This window comes from Lysinibacillus sp. KU-BSD001 (assembly GCF_042920265.1).
Lineage (GTDB): Bacteria > Bacillota > Bacilli > Bacillales_A > Planococcaceae > Lysinibacillus_B.
The window spans coordinates 298,655-314,596 of sequence record NZ_JBDQZI010000004.1 but is presented as its reverse complement, the minus strand read 5'-3'; the positions used below and the strand labels follow the sequence as shown (position 1 = coordinate 314,596).

Here is a 15,942-nt window from a genome sequence, read left to right as displayed (position 1 = left end):
GAGCGGAGAGTGTCGCTATGACACGTGCCAATCATTAAGCATGAGTCATAAAAAATAAAAACCAAACAGCGTGGTTTTGTTCGTCTGCGGCATTTGACCGAAACTGTTCACTAATATAGGGGATATGACACTGCCTCGCTACTCGGTGATAAAAATCGACAGCTTCTTGTTCATCTTTAAATGCAGCTAGCACACCGCTCTTAAAATCAGTAGGTAATGCTTCAATTATTTGTGGGGATGGGGGATGTCCTGTAAGGCTAGTATAGATAGTAGCAAAACCATGATAGTGACGTATTTCATCTTTTCTAATTTCAAGGATGCGCTTTTGCACTTCGGGGGTTGGGGCAAGTTTAGCGAGTTGTTCATAAAAATGTATAGCCGTATACTCCCCATTCATAGCTTTCGTAAGATCACCAATGATATTGTTCTCTGAAGACGGTGGATAATGATATTGCAAATTTGCACTCCTTTTTAGTCAGTATATTACATTTGCCATATAACGTAACATGTCCTGAACAATCGAAATTCAAGATGCTTACATCCAGCCTGTAAAAAATGACTATTCCCAAGTTAATTTCAGAAATCAAGCTATTCACCTGTTTCATCCAACCTAGTTGAAGGGCAAACGTTGCATCAAGAGATAAGAGATTGCTAAGTGCAGATAAAGGAAATGCCATTCTTTTTCATCATGGTGGAAACCGTGAACACACTATGAAGGCATTAGAAGCTATGGCAAAAGCAAGGGGATAAATTTGTCATGATTTTGGAGCGGCTAGAAGTACAAAAAGCCGTCGCATTTTTAAATGCTGCGGCAACTTGAAGATAGTTAGATTTAATTCATTTTTTGAATAAACAGCTGACCGTTAGATTGAATTTCCGCGTAAAACACCTCTTCAATAGACTGTACATCCGCTTTTGCCAATTGTTCCTGCAACCAAGCTTTACTCATACCCGTCTCCAATAAATTTCTTTCTAATAGTTTGCCATCTGTAATTACCTCAATCGGTATAAATGGAGGAGGGGAAGGGGAGAGATTTAAATCGCTTTTTTGTGTTTCTTGAAATTGGGGCTTTTTTAGAATGCTAAGAGAACCATTTGGCTCTAAAATGGCATAATCAATTTCGGTAATGGAGAAAATTTGATGTTGCCTGATCATCATCGTTAAGTCATCGAGATTAATTTTAGTGGCGGACAAAGCTTTTCGATCGATTGCCCCTTTTTTTATAACAATCGTCGGTTGTCCATCTAGGATTGTCCGCACTTTTCCTGATTTAAGGCTAATATAGCTAATAAAGGTAGCGAGTGCACACCAGACGACAAGGCTTGTTAATTCTTTTGTATAAGTGATTGTATCGATAATAACCATATTCGCTGCAATGGAGCCGATTGTAATGCCTGTTATGTAATTGAAAAATGTGAGATGACTTAGCTGCTTTTTTCCTAAAAACCTCGTAAATGCAAGCAAAACGAAAAACGTAATAACGGTCTCCATAATGATTTGTAAATAACTTGTATTCATTTCCCCACTCCTATCTCATTCGTAGAGTATCCAAAATGTACAAAATAATACATTCATAACAATGAAAACGGTGCAGGATTGTGTACGGTAACAAATGGTAAAAGGGCACAAAAAGCTGGAAATCTAATCTTTGTGCAAGTGAGGAAACTTTTGAATATAAGGTTTTTTCTTATTTAACAAAAGAGGAGAAACTAGCGCTACCTTGCTAGCGAATCGTTCAATTTGCTTCCATTTTGGCGAAAAAATGACTGTTTTCATTTGAAATGGAGCGCTCTAGGAGTAGATGCTATGTTAAGAAAAAGAGAAATTTACTAAAAGGAGAGCTAGCGTGGAGGATGAGAAAAGTGCCTTTATTGATGGGAAATGAAGATAATTAGGCTTTTTTTGAAAAATCCCTCTTGATTCAACCACGCCTTTGTGATGTGGTTAATCGTAAAAAACAATAACTATCTCTTTAACATAATAAAAAGAAATAAAGACGTGTGATTTTTTTATAACTAGAATGACATATCCACTTTAAAAATCGACCAAACCACCATTTGTCGATTTTGATATACAACTTAACTGAGGATAAGTGCTATTTAGGTAAATAGACCTAATTTAACACTTGTTTTAAATTAAGTTGTATATGGATTTCGCTATCTGACACGATCAGGGCATGAAAAATAATCTGTTTTAATAAACGGAAGTAAAAAATTCACTCTTGCTAGTAAAGTGATGGACGCAAAATGTCAGTATACGGGCTAGTTGTTTTAAGAGGTGCTCTCTTTTTAGAAACGTAATATAGTGATGCATATGATTCCATCGTAATTAGAGCGTACAGTATATATACCCAACCGATGTAGACGAATAGAAAATGTATTAACATCCGTTTTTATTCGTAATGAACAAGCTCCACTAGTTTCAAAAGCTGCAGTACATATAGTGATTGACGTTGAACAAGAGTGTCAAAGGTTTTGGTGGAGTGGGTATATTATCACGGTAAGAGGAAATGAGTGCTTGAAACATATTGCTTAACAAAAAATGGGAAATTTCTAATAGAAAGAGAACAGTATTTCTATCAAGTTGCCCCATTAGATGATTATCGCCTGCGTAGTGAAGCGCAGGGGATTATGAACATTAAAGATGAAAAAAGGAAACCGTTAATTCTCTAGGTTTCCTTTTGATAAATTTTTTAAACTAAACAAGTAAGAGTAGATTGGCCACTATTAGGTGTAGTAATACCAGTTAACCAATCATCGAGCAACGCTAAGTGTTTAGCTAAAACAGCATCAGAGTATTTACTCCATAATTCTTTTGTAAATCTAATGTGTGTTTCGTTTAGAGTAAATTCAACCTGTTTTACGGTATTTTTACCACCACTATAAAGCATGGTAACCGAGCTCGAATAAATACAAAATTCAATTTCTTCATCATTGCAGACAATGACATTTTGGGCAAATATATTTTCTGTATTCGCTGTATTCGATCTCGAAGAGGCAGCTTCTGCTAAAGCTTTTAAACTAGTTTTAATTTTCTCTTTATCTCTTTCTGAGATGCCATCATATAAATTACTAATTTCATCAATTGCCGTGTTCCAGTTAGACGTTCGTTTAGTGTATTTTTTTTCATAGTTGCTTTTTAAGTGCATTAAAGGATTTTGTAGTACCTTAGTAATATATTGGTTGTACGCAACTACTCTTGCTTTTTTAGTTTCATCACTTTCTTTATCAGTGGGTAAAGCAGGATTGTAGTTGGAAACGATTCTTGCAATATCAAGTATAGTTGTTAATCCAACAATGGGACTTACTTGAACCGATTGTTTGACTTCATTACTGAAACGACCGAACGTTTGAAGGACATTTTTTACATTATTATTGGCATCAATCGCTTCATTTTGTTTGTTACCAATAAGTAAGCCTCCACTTATAGTATCTTGGACCGGCGTTGCATCTTGTAGAGATGCAGCAAGGTTGAAAGAAAGTGGCGTTTGAATATTTTGGTGGAGAGAAACATCATTTACTGTTAACCAGCTTTCCATCTGTAAATCTTGATTTGACATATAAAAACCTCCTGATAATAAATGTTTAAGGAATTAACAAACTTGAGTTTATAAATACCTTAATTGGAAATATAAGTTATAAATGTTAAAAATAGGTTAAATTTTTAAAAAATAAAAAATTATGTTTTATCAAATTTGTTATTTAACAATATGTCAATTTTACATAGGAAGGTGTATATATCAAAGCAATCACGATGAAACAAGTCTTGGGTAACGCTGATTGCCTTAGGTGAAAAGAAATTCGAAACACATAGCTGGCGGATGAAATATCGAGGCCCGTTAGCTATTCACGCTAGTAAGTCGGTGAATAAGGAAGCTTTTGAAGGTTTGTTGATTAGAGGTGTATTAGTAAAGCATAGTATTACATTTTATAAAGACCTACCAACTGGCGTTGTAATCTCCATAACGAACTTGGTTGTGACTGTTACAAAGTAGGGTGCGATTTAGGAAATGCGTCAGTTTTATCACAAAGAAAAACGGGAGATGGTTTAGAATTAGCGTTTGGTGATTATTTATATAGAATGTCGTTATGCTTGGGAATTAGATCATATAAAGGTGTTAGATGAACCTATCCTAGCTAAATGTAAGGGAGTGGAACAACTAAGACGAGAAAGAAGCATAGCTAGGGTGTTATCCTTAGCCGAAAATATGCCTTAAAAACACTTCAGAAGTGATGAAATAAAGTACATTCAAGTATAAATCACTCCAAAAGGGAAAATTTATTAATTGGAGGTGATTACTTTGGCAAAAGAAAAGCGAAATAAAAATGAATTAAATCGAGAAGAATTTGGAGTAGAATTAGGTCCTGACGATTTAGATTTACGTGAAGAGAATGACCTAACGGAAGAACAAATGAAGAATTCACATAAAGCAAAACAACAAAGCGAAAATGCTTCTAAAAAAAGGTAAGAAGCTTAATAAGAAATCCTCAACATATGTCGAGAGATTTTATAGCAAAACGAGGATTACCTTAGTAGACGCTCACACAGTCAATTTAACCGACAGGCTTTACGAAGTGGAATGCAACCTAGACTTTAAGGATAAAATAGGCTGCTATCAATTTTTGAGTGGATTATTAGTAAACAGCTAAAAAGAAAAGCTAGGGCGGCAACCGTAGCTTTAATTTAGGGTACCTCTCTGATTGCGTTATTCAATTATATCAGAGGGGTTTCTGTATGATAATGTAAGAATTGAAAATAAATGTTGATGGGAAGCCAACACTTGATATAATGGAATTGCCTGACAGTTGTGTGATTATATTATCACAAGGCAAAGCCAAAGTCGCCGAGCTTCCTGCCTTTGCCGAAACGAGAATCTTCATACACCAAGGACAGGTAAAAAGGGTGAAATGGGACGAGGGTGAGGAGTTTTAATAATATTAGAACATGCTCATTCAATTAAAGGAGTATATTGTGAAAGTTATTAATATAGTTGGCGAACTTATTATAACATTATATTTTTATACTATATTTTACTTAATAATTTTGTTGATGACTAATATAGATATTCTAGAAAAAATATTAATAATTGTTTGCTTAGTTTTTTTACTAGGTATTAATAGTAAAATAGAGGGGATTATAGATTTCATTTCTTCTACGGCACAAATTATGTCTATAGCTCTTATTTCTGTCATTATAGGACTATATTCAACCTTAGGTGCTTTAAAGGTATTAGAGTATGTTATTTTAAATTCGAAGTATTATGTGATAATAAATGAGGAATTAAATGCAGCGTTAATGGTGTTATTAGTAATTGTTTTATGGTTTATACTTTCATATTTTTTATTTTATTTAGCTATTAATCTGTTACGCAAAATGGAATTTAAAGAAATAAAAATGATAGTCCTAAATAAACAACATTATAAAGTTTTAGAAGCTGGAACGGTTCTAGCTGGATTTCTTTCGTTATTAGTAAGTATTATAATTGCACCAGAATTAAATAGTACAATTAATAAATTTATTTTAGGAATCTATCTACTATGTTTAATACCCTTTTTATATTTTCATTTCAATGAAGATTTAATTGAAAAATAGTTCTACCAGCCATCTGGAGGACAACAATTGATAGCAGTTTTAAGCTGCCGTCTTTTGTTGTCCTCTTTTTTATTTTATCGAATCACTGTTCAAATGGGTATTCCAATTCGGAATGAAAGAGGTGAGGCAATTGCGCACGATTCAATCAGAGATTAAGCGGCATGATCTTCATCAAAAGAAAAAGGTGAAGACAATTTATCTCAAGCCTAATAAGGGGAAAGAGCAACTTAGTAAACGGGAGATTGAGGATTTAATGGGTGTTCGTCGTGACACTTATACAAGACGGAATGGCGCTATTCGCCGTAAATAAGGAGGCATACACAATGGAGATTTTAAAAAGTATTGACGGCAAGGCTACACAGAAAGCTATCGAAAAAGTATTACGACAATATCGGACATATCAACTTACGACACCGGAAGATCTTTTACCGACAATTACACCAAAATATACATTAGAGATGCCGTCTTTTGGTGGAACTGTGAACTCAAAAGTAGAGAACGCTGCTGTTAAGAATGTGGAGCATTATAAGCAAGCCGAAAAGTTTTTTGAACGCTTCAACCGAGGCTTTTACAAATTGACTAAAAAGGAACGCCAAATAATCATTATGGCATTTTTAGAAGAAGTGCCAATGTTTAATTACCAAGTTGCTAATGAATTGAATGTGAGTGAGCGCACTTTTTATCGCATGAAGGCACAGGCATTGTATAAATTAACTTTAGCATTACGAGTTGAGGTTTACCAGGAAGATGAGGTGAAGTCCTCATGAATTTTGTGCAGCCGATACGTGATTTAGAAAAGATTTCTGAAGTACGTGAGTTTTTGGCCAGCAAGAATAAAAGAGATGAGCTACTCTTTTGCTTTGGTATTTATACGGGATTAAGGATTAGTGATATTTTAACGATTCGTGTGAAGGATGTATATGGCAAGGATCATTTTTATATCGTGGAGCAGAAGACAAAGAAAGCGAAGCAAAGGAGGAAGAAGTACACTGTGAGAAAGCGTGTACCAATCGTGAAGAAGTTGCAGCGTCTATTAAATGACTTTTGCGCAACATTACAACCAAATGATTTTCTTTTTAAATCACGCCAGGGGAAGAATAAGCCGATAACTCGTGTACGTGCTTATGATATTTTGCGTGAAGCTGCTCATCACTGTGACTTGAAAGAAATCGGTACACATACATTACGTAAGACATTTGGTTTTCTAGTTTATCAGAACGAAAAGGATGTGGCGTTGCTTCAAGATATTTTTAATCATAGTGCTCCATACATTACGTTGAAATACATTGGGGTTAATCAGGATGCGATTGAAAATGCATACAATGCCCTCAATAATTTAAGGATATAAACGGGAGTTTAAACAATTAAATCAAAAGGAGATAGTGTCAGAAAAATGCGACGAAATGTTGCTATGACTAGAATTGCATAAAAACGTGTATAGATAACGTTCATAAGGAAAGCCACGAAACGTTGATAATACAACATTCGTGGCTTATTAATGTGCGCCCAAACTTGATTTGGGAACTTTTTTATATAAAATATGTATCTATAATACACTCAAATGCCGCCGCAGCCCCAATTAAATAGTTTAAAAGCGTGGACACATTGTATTTACGCGTTGTATCTTCAAATCCACATTCAGCGAGAATCCATATGGTTTTGTCAGGTGAACTAAAGTTTTGAAATTTTAGTTATTTTTTAGCCATGAGAGATTCTCCATGTAAAAGTTGGTGTCGTAACTTATATTTTACATGGAATTTCTCTTTTTTATTAGTTTTTGATGGTAAAAATTAGTTAATCAATAACCATGCTAAAGGTAAAATAATTAGTAAAACAACTGTAATAAAGAAAGAAAGTATTGCAATTTTTTTAGTATGTTTAAGTTTAATTTCAGATATTTTTTCTCTTCTCTCTCTATCTGCTCTTATTTCTTGTATCTGACCTTCGAACTGGTGTTGATTTTCCTGTTGTTTCTGTTCGTTTCTGATACAAGCATCATTAAACATAGAATCTACCCTTAATTCATTAAGGGGGATTTCTCTTATTACTTTCACTTCATTAGCAAAATATGTATATTCATCGTCGCCTTTCCAAGGCTCTGACAATATTTCTATTTCTAAATATTTCATTGCATATGGGTATTCATAGTATTTAAGAGTATCTGAAGCCTTAATACAATAACTACATCCATGCTCTGAATTGAATACCTCTCCTATTTTCAATATGGTTTCGCTGTTTTTCTTGAGGCAATAGTCTTCTCCATATTTTGCTACAGCTTTAACGCCTAAGTCGCCCTTACTTATTTTCCTATCTAAAGTATTAAAAGCAGCTATCTCTCGCTGAATACCGTCTTCTGAGTAACAATTGCTAGGGGTATTATTTTCGTAATACTGATTGTTGTTTTCATATATAGAGAAATTTATATGAGTTCTATTCTTAAACTGATCAATAGTAGCATCTATTGGTTCGCCATATACTAAATTGTATGTATGATTGTATCGATATCCATTAGCTGAAAAAGTGCAATCAATAATTTGATTTTCATTATCAGATAATCCGAATTTAACCTTTATAATGTAATGAATAAGACTGGATACATTTACACACGCTTCAAAATATATGTTTTCTTGATAGGAGTTCTCTTTAAAATAAATTTGATGTGTCCAAAAATCATTTTCCTTTAGTTTCTTTTCAAATACAATTTTATATGCTTTTCTTGCTATATCAATAATGTATTTTTTTTGTTCTAGAGTTAACTTTTCCATATCATATCCCCATTCTATTTTATGTTGGATAGGCTCCATGTAAAGCAAATAGTGCTTGTGCTTTAAGGAAACCTTTAAAAAAGTTGTCCTAAAGTGTTGCTATAACACATAAATCTGTTTCTTTAGTTCAAGTATAACATTCCTAAACTCTCATTTTATAACATTAATTATATTCCAATCCTGTTCCCAAAATTGTATTTGGGAATATTTCATTAATAAATTCGTGATAAATTGTTTACGTTCAAATTCATTAACTATATAAACAATTGGAATATTACTACTATTGATAACTTTAAATTCTTATCGTTATAAATCCGCATTTTTCTGACGCTATCCAAATTAAGTAAAGCATCTCAAAAAACGAGATGCTTTTATTTTATTGTTTTTAGGAAATGAATATGAAATTTATTTGCTTTCATACTTTAATGTACGAATAACATTTACTCAATAAGAATTTGTAAAGCTCGAATTAAAGATTAGGTTTGAGGTGTTGATGTAATAGGCTTTTAAGAGCCTTTAGGAGATTAACAGAATATAAGATATGTTAATGTAGATAATTGAAAAGTAAACGGTATAAATCAGTAACTGCAAAGAAAATTTCTACTTAATTATTTTGTGGGTGGATTTATATGGTATAATTAGTATAGATTGAAATGATAAAGTGGCGGTGATAACTTTGAATAAAATTGATGTTTTAAAAACTATTAATTTCGGTGAAAGTGTAGCAGAAGACGATGCTAAATTAGATGCATATTTTGTTGAAACGGATAGCTGGAAAAGGCTTATTGAAGATGAAGTAGATATAGTATATGGACCAAAAGGATCTGGGAAGAGTGCATTATATAAAAATTTATTATCGAATGAAAGTTATTTAAATGATAAGAATATTGTATTGGTAGCAGCTGAGAATATTACGGGTGCTGCTGTCTTTCAGTCGATATTGGGAACAGAAGAATTGAATGAAAGTACTTATAAGCATTTATGGTATATGTACATTTTAGCTTTAATCGGGAAGTATATTAAAGAAAATGATTATCAAACTCAAGAGTGTAAAATATTTATTTCTAAGTTACAAGAAGAGGGCCTCGCTGAAGGGCGAAATATAAGACGTTTACTTAGTGATGTAAAAGATTATGTAATAAATATATTTAAACGAATTGAGGCGATAGAGACTGGTCTAGGTTTTGAGGGATTTAGTGGTAGAATTTCCTTAAGTGAACCCACTTATGAACAAAAAAAACTTGGGATTATCTCTGTTTATGATTTGCTTGATATTGCAAATGATGCTTTAATGAGTATAAATAAAAAAACTTGGGTGATTTTTGATCGTTTAGATGTATCTTTTTCTGAAAAACCTGAGGTAGAACGAGTAGCAATACGTACTTTATTTCAAGTATACAATGATCTCAAATCTTACGATTTTATTAAACTTAAAATCTTTATTCGTGATGATATTTGGCAGAGAATAATTGATGGCGGTTTTAGAGAAGCTAGCCATATTACTAAGAGTATAACGATTAAATGGAATGAAGAAAATTTAAGGAATTTAATCGTACAGAGAATTATCGACAATGAGATTTTTACAGAACTATGGGATATTGATAAACCTGAAGTTATAAGAAGTGCTGATAAACAAGAAGAAGTGTTCTATAAGGTTTTCCCATATCAAGTGGATTCTGGCGAAAGAAAACCTAATACTTTCAATTGGATGCTTAGTCGTGTAAAAGATGGGTTGTCTGTAGTTGCCCCACGAGAGCTTATTCAGCTAATTAATGAAGCAAAAATTAAACAAATTGAGGAATTAGAGACGGGAGACATTACTGAAAAACAGTTAGAAAAATTCATAGGAAGAAAAGCATTGAAAAAAGGCTTGGAGGCTGTCTCTAAGAAAAGGTTAGAACAAACCATTTATGCAGAATATTTTAGCTTAAAGAAATATATAAAAAAGCTAGAAGGTCAAAAGGCAGAACAGTCGCTCGAGAATTTGGCGCATTTATTTGAACTTGATTTAGAAAATGCAAAGGTTATTGTTGAAAATTTATGCGAAATTGGTATTTTTGAAAAGAAAGCAGATTCATATTGGGTTCCATTCATGTATAGACCAGCTTTAAATTTAATTCAAGGACGTGAAGATTCAATACAGCAAATAAATTAATTACATTGAACTGTATTGTAATTTATCAAAATAATCTATATTGAAAATGGCAGAAACGTGGCAGTAAGTTGGCACACTTTTTCAAAATGAACCTGCTATTATGGTAGTATGTAATATTCATCAAACAACATATCGACAGGCGATGCGGCTCATGCTGTGTCGTCTTTTTTGTTGCAGTTATTATTCTGTAAAAATAAATATAGGTTCTCCTAGAGAAATATAAAAAGCCTGCGGGTCTCGCGAGCCCCGGAAACGGTCTAGATATAAACGGAAAAATAGTGTTCCTTCCACCCGAATTAAAAAAGTTAATTATATCAACAAAAACAAAGGAGGTTTTAACATGTCAACGGGAAAAGCGAAAGTTGATGAGATTGTAGTCAATACAACAGCAATTGCAAGAATGTTTAATTTAACAGAAAGACGAGTTCGCCAATTAGTTGAAGAAGGCGTCATCCCACGAGTGGGGCATGGTCGATTTAATCTTATTGATACTGTCAGCAAGTACATTACGTTTTTAAAACTATCCAGTGAAGCGTTAGATTCAAACGATGTGGCAGAGTCCTATGAATATGAGAAATGGCTACATGAAAAAGCGAAACGCGAGAAAGCCGAAATCGATCTAGCTCATTTAAGACATGAAATGCATCGTTCTGAAGATGTTGAAAAAGTACTAAATCATATGGTCATGGCATTTAGATCTAAGATTCTTTCTCTGCCAACAAAAGCAGCATCTATTTTAATTAATAAAAGTGACCCGAAATTAATTGAGGCCCTTTTAGAAAGAGATGTGCATGAGGCTCTTAAAGAATTAGCTGAATATGATCCTGGCATGTTTGTGGAATTAGGTGAAGAGGATGTTATTGAAATTGAAGGAGAGGAGGTAGAAGGGGATGGCAAAAAAACACACATTAAAGATGTTTAAAAAGTTAGCTAGTATGATAGCTCCACCACCAAAGTTAACTGTTTCGCAATGGGCAGATGAAAATAGGGTACTATCAAAAGAGTCGTCAGCGGAACATGGTAAGTGGAACACAGACCGTGCGCCATATCAACGCGAGATTATGGACAGTATTAATGACCCAAATTATGAAGAAATCGTTGTGATGTCATCAGCACAAGTAGGTAAATCCGAAATTATAAACAACATCATTGGCTATCATATTGATTATGATCCTGCACCGATGTTATTAATGCAGCCTACTTTAGAAATGGCGGAGGCGTATTCGAAAGACCGAATTGCTGCTATGATTCGTGATACCCCTTCTTTATCTAAAAAAGTAAATAGTCCAAAAGCAAAGGATGGAAATAATACATTATTACAAAAGAAGTTTGCAGGCGGTCATTTAACGCTTGTAGGTGCCAATTCACCAGCTAGTTTAGCGTCACGACCTGTGCGGATTGTGCTTGCTGACGAAGTAGATCGATTCCCATCTTCTGCTGTAACAGAGGGGGACCCTCTTTCTTTAGCGCATAAGCGTACTAAGACATTTTGGAATCGAAAGAAGATATCGGTTTCAAAGCCAACGATTAAAGGGGCGTCGCGTATTGAAGCTGAGTATGAAGAAAGCACGAAAGAGCAATGGAGTGTCTCATGTCCGAGCTGTGGTATGTTCCAACCATTTATTTTTGTGTTGATAGGTAAACTTACAAAAAACCCAGCATACATTTTTTTAGCTGTTTTTGCAGTGCGGCAATTTCAAAAAGGTAACGAAAAGGTCACAAAAAATCTGAAACTATCCGAATAAATATGAGAATCCAATCTTTGTACAAGTAGGAAAAAGCCTGTTATAATAGCATTTGCGAATAAATATGAAAGAAGGCGAAAGTATGAACGCTTATGAAGAATATAAGCGCTCATATTTTACAAAAGCCTTGATATATCAACGATTAGAAGGGGAGAAATGTCGTCTTTGGATGCGAAAAGCAACAAAAAGGCAACATTTCCCCTTGCTATTATTTTTCTTTGTTTTTGCTTAGTAATTCGGTGAATTTTGTGTGCATTTTTTGTGCTGCATTTTCACGCATTCCTTCAGTTACATGTAGATAAATTTGTGTAGTTGTTTTTGAGTTTTTATGACCGACACGTCCCATAATGAACTGTAGATCCACACCAGCCTCTGCAAGTAAACTAATATGAGTATGACGCAAAATGTATGTGCGGAATTGTTTCTCGATACCTGTTTTTTGGCCGAGTCTTCGTATATGTTGATTTAATATTTTTATGGTTGGCGGTATCCCATCTACATCACCAAATAGATATTCTGATGATATCCAATCTTTTTGTTCTTTGTAATCGAGTAAGTACTGAATCTTTTCAATCACGATATCATCAATATCGATTGTACGAATAGCGTTTTTTGTTTTTGGCGGTGTGAGTTCAAAGTCACCACGTAAGCTACCTTTGGCGTAAACAGTCTTTGTAATGTGAATTTTTTTGTTCTTTAAATCTACATCTTTAAGCTTTAATGCGAGTGCTTCACCAGGGCGCATGCCAGTAAATGCAATGACATAAATCATCGTTCTATACAAAACATTGCGATGTGCGTCTGCAAGCTCTAAAAATTTCTTTAGCTCCCACGGTTCCAAGTAAAGTTTAGCTGTTTCATCTTTAATTTCATCCACTAGTTTCGATTTTTCTTTTGGAACAAAAAGGGGAGTGGTTGGATTGCTCTCTATAAGCCCCGTTTCCAAAGCATATTTAAAAAGCATGTCCAATGCGTTTTTAATCCCTCTTAATGTATAGTAGGCTGTGCCTTTATCAAATAGCATGTTTAGTGTATCTTGAAGCTGCTTGCTGGTTAGTTCTGCAATTTTTAATTTTCCTAAATGATTACCCATTAAACTAAGGCAGTATTCCCGATGCTTGACGGTTGTTTCTTTATTTCCTTTAAGCCGGTAAAGCTTAAGCCATTCTTCCATGAATTCTTGATAGGTGATTTTTTCGCTATAATCAACAGAACCTTTTATTTTCTCAATAGCCTCCTCTACACGCTTTTTAGCTTCTGTTTTTGTTTTTCCACGTCTGCTAATTTGTTTTCTCTTTCCAGTGACAGGATGTCTAGGGCCATCAGCAATACATCGCCATGTATTTTTATTAATCTGTTCGAAGTACATCTATATCACAGCCCTTCAATAGTTGCCACATTGCATGTAGTCGTTTGATATCGTCAATATTTTCACTTGGTAAAGACTCATACCACTTCTGAATAACTGGATATTCTCTAAAAGGTATGACTGTTCGCTCAGGGTTATATTTAATATCATTTTCATACCCTGCTGCTTCAACTAATACCATATAATCCACTTTATAGGCTTTTGCTATCTTCTTTAATGTAGTGGGGGAAGGGTTTATGATATTGCCTCTTCTTTTACAGTAGCCTCGTTCGATACTACGATAGTATTCAATGGACAATCCCATTCGTTTTGCAGCAGTTGGGATAGACTCTTCACCACGTAGTGAAACCAATAATTTTTGTAGATTCAATTTTATCGCCTCCTGAATGCATATGTTGTGTTACCCCCAATATAATTAGCGGCTATAAAAATAGGTATTCCAATTCAGCATATCGCGCTGGCGCTCTAAATAAGTAGTTAGTCTTTTTTCAGCAAAATCCTGTTCTACATTAAATAGTTGCTGTACTAGGCGCACATTATTTGTTGTTGCATCTTGTAATGGCAATTCACGCAGCATGAACGTTGGCATGGCAGCGTGATACATAAAGTGATTTGCTTTATATTCCTGATACTCCACAAATGATTGTGGTAACCTACTTTGGCTACCAGTATGTAATAGTACATGTGCAAGTTCATGACAGAAATCTTGCCATTGTTGTTGAGGGGAGAGGGTCTCATCGAGCATGATATACCCTCTATTATTAAAAAACAGTGCCTGACTTGTCTCTTGCCAGTAAAACACGTTAGCACTTAAACGATGGGCGATCGTTTGAAAATCGAGCTGTTCTGGGCTGAAAATACCAATTGCTTCATACAACTCCTTTACATAAGATTCTGTGTAAGTCCAACTAGGTGTCATCCAATCAACTCCATTAATACCAAATAAGAACAAATGTTCTTTGGTATATTGTAGTTGATAGGAATATAAAATAAAAGAAGAAAATAGTATAAACCTAAAGATATTGAAATAATTAGTTGTTTATGTTACGAAACCTGGTATAATTTTTTTAGGAGGTGAGCAAGGTGAAAGTAATTGATTTATTTGCAGGTGCAGGAGGTTTATCTGAAGGTTTTAGACAAGAAAATTATGAAATCCTTGCCCACGTAGAAATGGATAAAAGTGCATGCAATACTCTCAGAACAAGAGAAGCATATTATTATTTAAAAAATCAAAATCTATTAAATATATACAAAGATTATCTATTACAGAATATTACAAGAAAAGAATTGTATAGTTTTATTCCAAAAGAAATTTTGGATAAAGTGATTGAGGCCGAAATAAGCAATAAAACAATCCCAATGATTTTCAAAAAAATTGATGAATTAATTGGTGAAGAAACTATAGACTTAGTAGTTGGTGGTCCACCGTGTCAAGCTTACTCAACTGCTGGTAAAGCTAGAGACCCCAATAAAATGAAGGATGATCCTCGAAACTATTTTTATCGCTACTATGTCCGATTTTTAAAGAAATATCAACCGAAGATATTTGTATTTGAGAATGTGAGAGGTATTTTGACAGCTCAGGAAGGAAAAGTGTTTAAGAATATCAAAAGAAATATGAGTAATGCTGGTTATAAGGTAGGCTACCGAATATTAAACGCTAGTGATTTTGGGGTATCTCAATTTAGAGAACGCGTTATCATTATTGGTTGGAAAAAAGATTTACCGTTTAAATATCCAGAATTTAATCTTGAATTAGTTCCCCCAACTATTAGAACTCTATTTGAAGATTTGCCAAGAATTAATGCAGGTGAGTCTTTGAGTGGAGAGAATCAATACGTTATAGATACCAACGAAGCAATAAGTGGAATCAGACAAAGGAATTGGAATATCCTTACTCAACATATTGCAAGACCAAATAATGACAAAGACTTAACTATTTATAGATTAGTTGTAGAAGCTTGGAACAATGAAAATAAGGCATTAAAGTATAATGAGCTTCCACAAGATTTAAAAACACACAAAAACGACGAGATATTTTTAGACAGATACAAAAACGTAAAATATGATACACTTTCTCACACGATTGTAGCTCATATCTCCAAAGATGGTCACTATTATATCCATCCTGATATAAAGCAAAACAGATCTTTAACAGTAAGAGAAGCTGCTAGAATACAGTCGTTTCCAGATGACTTCTACTTCGAAGATTCTAGATCAGCAGCGTTTAAGCAAATTGGAAATGCAGTACCACCTTTAATGGCAAAAGAGATAGCACATATAATTAAAGAAAACATTCAACGATATTAATTTCG

Annotated in this window: 18 protein-coding genes; 11 read left to right on the top strand and 7 right to left on the bottom strand. The window is 34.0% G+C overall.

Features of this window, described 5'->3' with window-relative positions; all coding sequences use genetic code 11:
- Positions 1-34: 34 nt before the first annotated feature.
- Both AAGS61_RS08810 and AAGS61_RS08805 read right to left on the bottom strand, forming a co-directional pair.
- Positions 35-457 (bottom strand): ferritin-like domain-containing protein, encoded by a 423-nt coding sequence (locus AAGS61_RS08810; protein WP_391370244.1) that lies wholly within the window; start codon positions 455-457, stop codon positions 35-37.
- A gap of 375 nt (positions 458-832) precedes the next feature.
- Positions 833-1,519: a YetF domain-containing protein gene (locus AAGS61_RS08805; RefSeq protein WP_391370241.1), complete on the bottom strand. Its 687-nt coding sequence runs from the start codon at positions 1,517-1,519 to the stop codon at positions 833-835.
- A 995-nt stretch (positions 1,520-2,514) separates the two neighbouring features.
- Here AAGS61_RS08805 and AAGS61_RS08800 point away from each other — a divergent pair.
- Positions 2,515-2,673: a hypothetical protein gene (locus AAGS61_RS08800; protein WP_391370238.1), complete on the top strand. Its 159-nt coding sequence runs from the start codon at positions 2,515-2,517 to the stop codon at positions 2,671-2,673.
- 20 nt (positions 2,674-2,693) lie between these two features.
- Here the strand turns inward: AAGS61_RS08800 and AAGS61_RS08795 are convergent, their stop codons facing one another.
- The gene (locus AAGS61_RS08795; protein ID WP_391370235.1) at positions 2,694-3,560 is read right to left on the bottom strand and encodes a hypothetical protein; all 867 of its coding nucleotides are present in this window, start codon (positions 3,558-3,560) and stop codon (positions 2,694-2,696) included.
- Between the two features lie 741 nt (positions 3,561-4,301).
- Here AAGS61_RS08795 and AAGS61_RS08790 point away from each other — a divergent pair.
- The 6 genes from AAGS61_RS08790 to AAGS61_RS08765 all read left to right on the top strand — a co-directional run bounded on the left by AAGS61_RS08790 (position 4,302) and on the right by AAGS61_RS08765 (position 6,941).
- Positions 4,302-4,469 carry a hypothetical protein gene (locus AAGS61_RS08790; protein ID WP_391370232.1) on the top strand — a complete coding sequence of 56 codons (168 nt, stop codon included), beginning with the start codon at positions 4,302-4,304 and terminating at the stop codon, positions 4,467-4,469.
- A 281-nt stretch (positions 4,470-4,750) separates the two neighbouring features.
- On the top strand, positions 4,751-4,933 hold the full coding sequence (locus tag AAGS61_RS08785; protein ID WP_391370229.1) for an XtrA/YqaO family protein: 183 nt from the start codon (positions 4,751-4,753) through the stop codon (positions 4,931-4,933).
- A gap of 39 nt (positions 4,934-4,972) precedes the next feature.
- Complete coding sequence (locus tag AAGS61_RS08780; protein WP_391370226.1) at positions 4,973-5,593, top strand: hypothetical protein; 621 nt, start codon at positions 4,973-4,975, stop codon at positions 5,591-5,593.
- A gap of 130 nt (positions 5,594-5,723) precedes the next feature.
- Positions 5,724-5,903 (top strand): hypothetical protein, encoded by a 180-nt coding sequence (locus tag AAGS61_RS08775; protein ID WP_391370223.1) that lies wholly within the window; start codon positions 5,724-5,726, stop codon positions 5,901-5,903.
- A gap of 13 nt (positions 5,904-5,916) precedes the next feature.
- The gene (locus tag AAGS61_RS08770; RefSeq protein WP_391370221.1) at positions 5,917-6,360 is read left to right on the top strand and encodes an ArpU family phage packaging/lysis transcriptional regulator; all 444 of its coding nucleotides are present in this window, start codon (positions 5,917-5,919) and stop codon (positions 6,358-6,360) included.
- Entirely contained in the window at positions 6,357-6,941 is a 585-nt protein-coding gene (locus AAGS61_RS08765; RefSeq protein ID WP_391370218.1) for a tyrosine-type recombinase/integrase, read from the top strand. Before AAGS61_RS08770 ends, AAGS61_RS08765 begins: the two co-directional genes overlap by 4 nt.
- 442 nt (positions 6,942-7,383) lie before the next feature.
- On the opposite strand, the gene AAGS61_RS08760 is transcribed toward AAGS61_RS08765, so the two are convergent.
- Positions 7,384-8,358, bottom strand: a complete 975-nt coding sequence (locus AAGS61_RS08760; protein ID WP_391370215.1) for a hypothetical protein — start codon at positions 8,356-8,358, stop codon at positions 7,384-7,386.
- A 676-nt stretch (positions 8,359-9,034) separates the two neighbouring features.
- Here AAGS61_RS08760 and AAGS61_RS08755 point away from each other — a divergent pair.
- From AAGS61_RS08755 to AAGS61_RS08745, 3 genes are all read left to right on the top strand, one after another.
- The gene (locus AAGS61_RS08755; RefSeq protein WP_391370212.1) at positions 9,035-10,513 is read left to right on the top strand and encodes a P-loop ATPase, Sll1717 family; all 1,479 of its coding nucleotides are present in this window, start codon (positions 9,035-9,037) and stop codon (positions 10,511-10,513) included.
- 340 nt (positions 10,514-10,853) lie between these two features.
- Entirely contained in the window at positions 10,854-11,435 is a 582-nt protein-coding gene (locus AAGS61_RS08750; protein WP_391370209.1) for a hypothetical protein, read from the top strand.
- Positions 11,404-12,258 carry a phage terminase large subunit family protein gene (locus AAGS61_RS08745; protein WP_391370206.1) on the top strand — a complete coding sequence of 285 codons (855 nt, stop codon included), beginning with the start codon at positions 11,404-11,406 and terminating at the stop codon, positions 12,256-12,258. Before AAGS61_RS08750 ends, AAGS61_RS08745 begins: the two co-directional genes overlap by 32 nt.
- A gap of 208 nt (positions 12,259-12,466) precedes the next feature.
- Here the strand turns inward: AAGS61_RS08745 and AAGS61_RS08740 are convergent, their stop codons facing one another.
- The 3 genes from AAGS61_RS08740 to AAGS61_RS08730 are packed head-to-tail and all read right to left on the bottom strand — an operon-like array spanning position 12,467 to position 14,546.
- Complete coding sequence (locus tag AAGS61_RS08740; RefSeq protein WP_391370204.1) at positions 12,467-13,627, bottom strand: tyrosine-type recombinase/integrase; 1,161 nt, start codon at positions 13,625-13,627, stop codon at positions 12,467-12,469.
- Complete coding sequence (locus AAGS61_RS08735) at positions 13,608-13,997, bottom strand: helix-turn-helix domain-containing protein (RefSeq protein WP_391370202.1); 390 nt, start codon at positions 13,995-13,997, stop codon at positions 13,608-13,610. Before AAGS61_RS08735 ends, AAGS61_RS08740 begins: the two co-directional genes overlap by 20 nt.
- 45 nt (positions 13,998-14,042) lie before the next feature.
- Positions 14,043-14,546 carry an ImmA/IrrE family metallo-endopeptidase gene (locus tag AAGS61_RS08730; RefSeq protein WP_391370199.1) on the bottom strand — a complete coding sequence of 168 codons (504 nt, stop codon included), beginning with the start codon at positions 14,544-14,546 and terminating at the stop codon, positions 14,043-14,045.
- A 164-nt stretch (positions 14,547-14,710) separates the two neighbouring features.
- On the opposite strand from AAGS61_RS08730, the gene AAGS61_RS08725 reads away from it, so the two are divergent.
- Complete coding sequence (locus tag AAGS61_RS08725) at positions 14,711-15,937, top strand: DNA cytosine methyltransferase (protein WP_391370196.1); 1,227 nt, start codon at positions 14,711-14,713, stop codon at positions 15,935-15,937.
- The last annotated feature ends 5 nt before the right edge of the window (positions 15,938-15,942 follow it).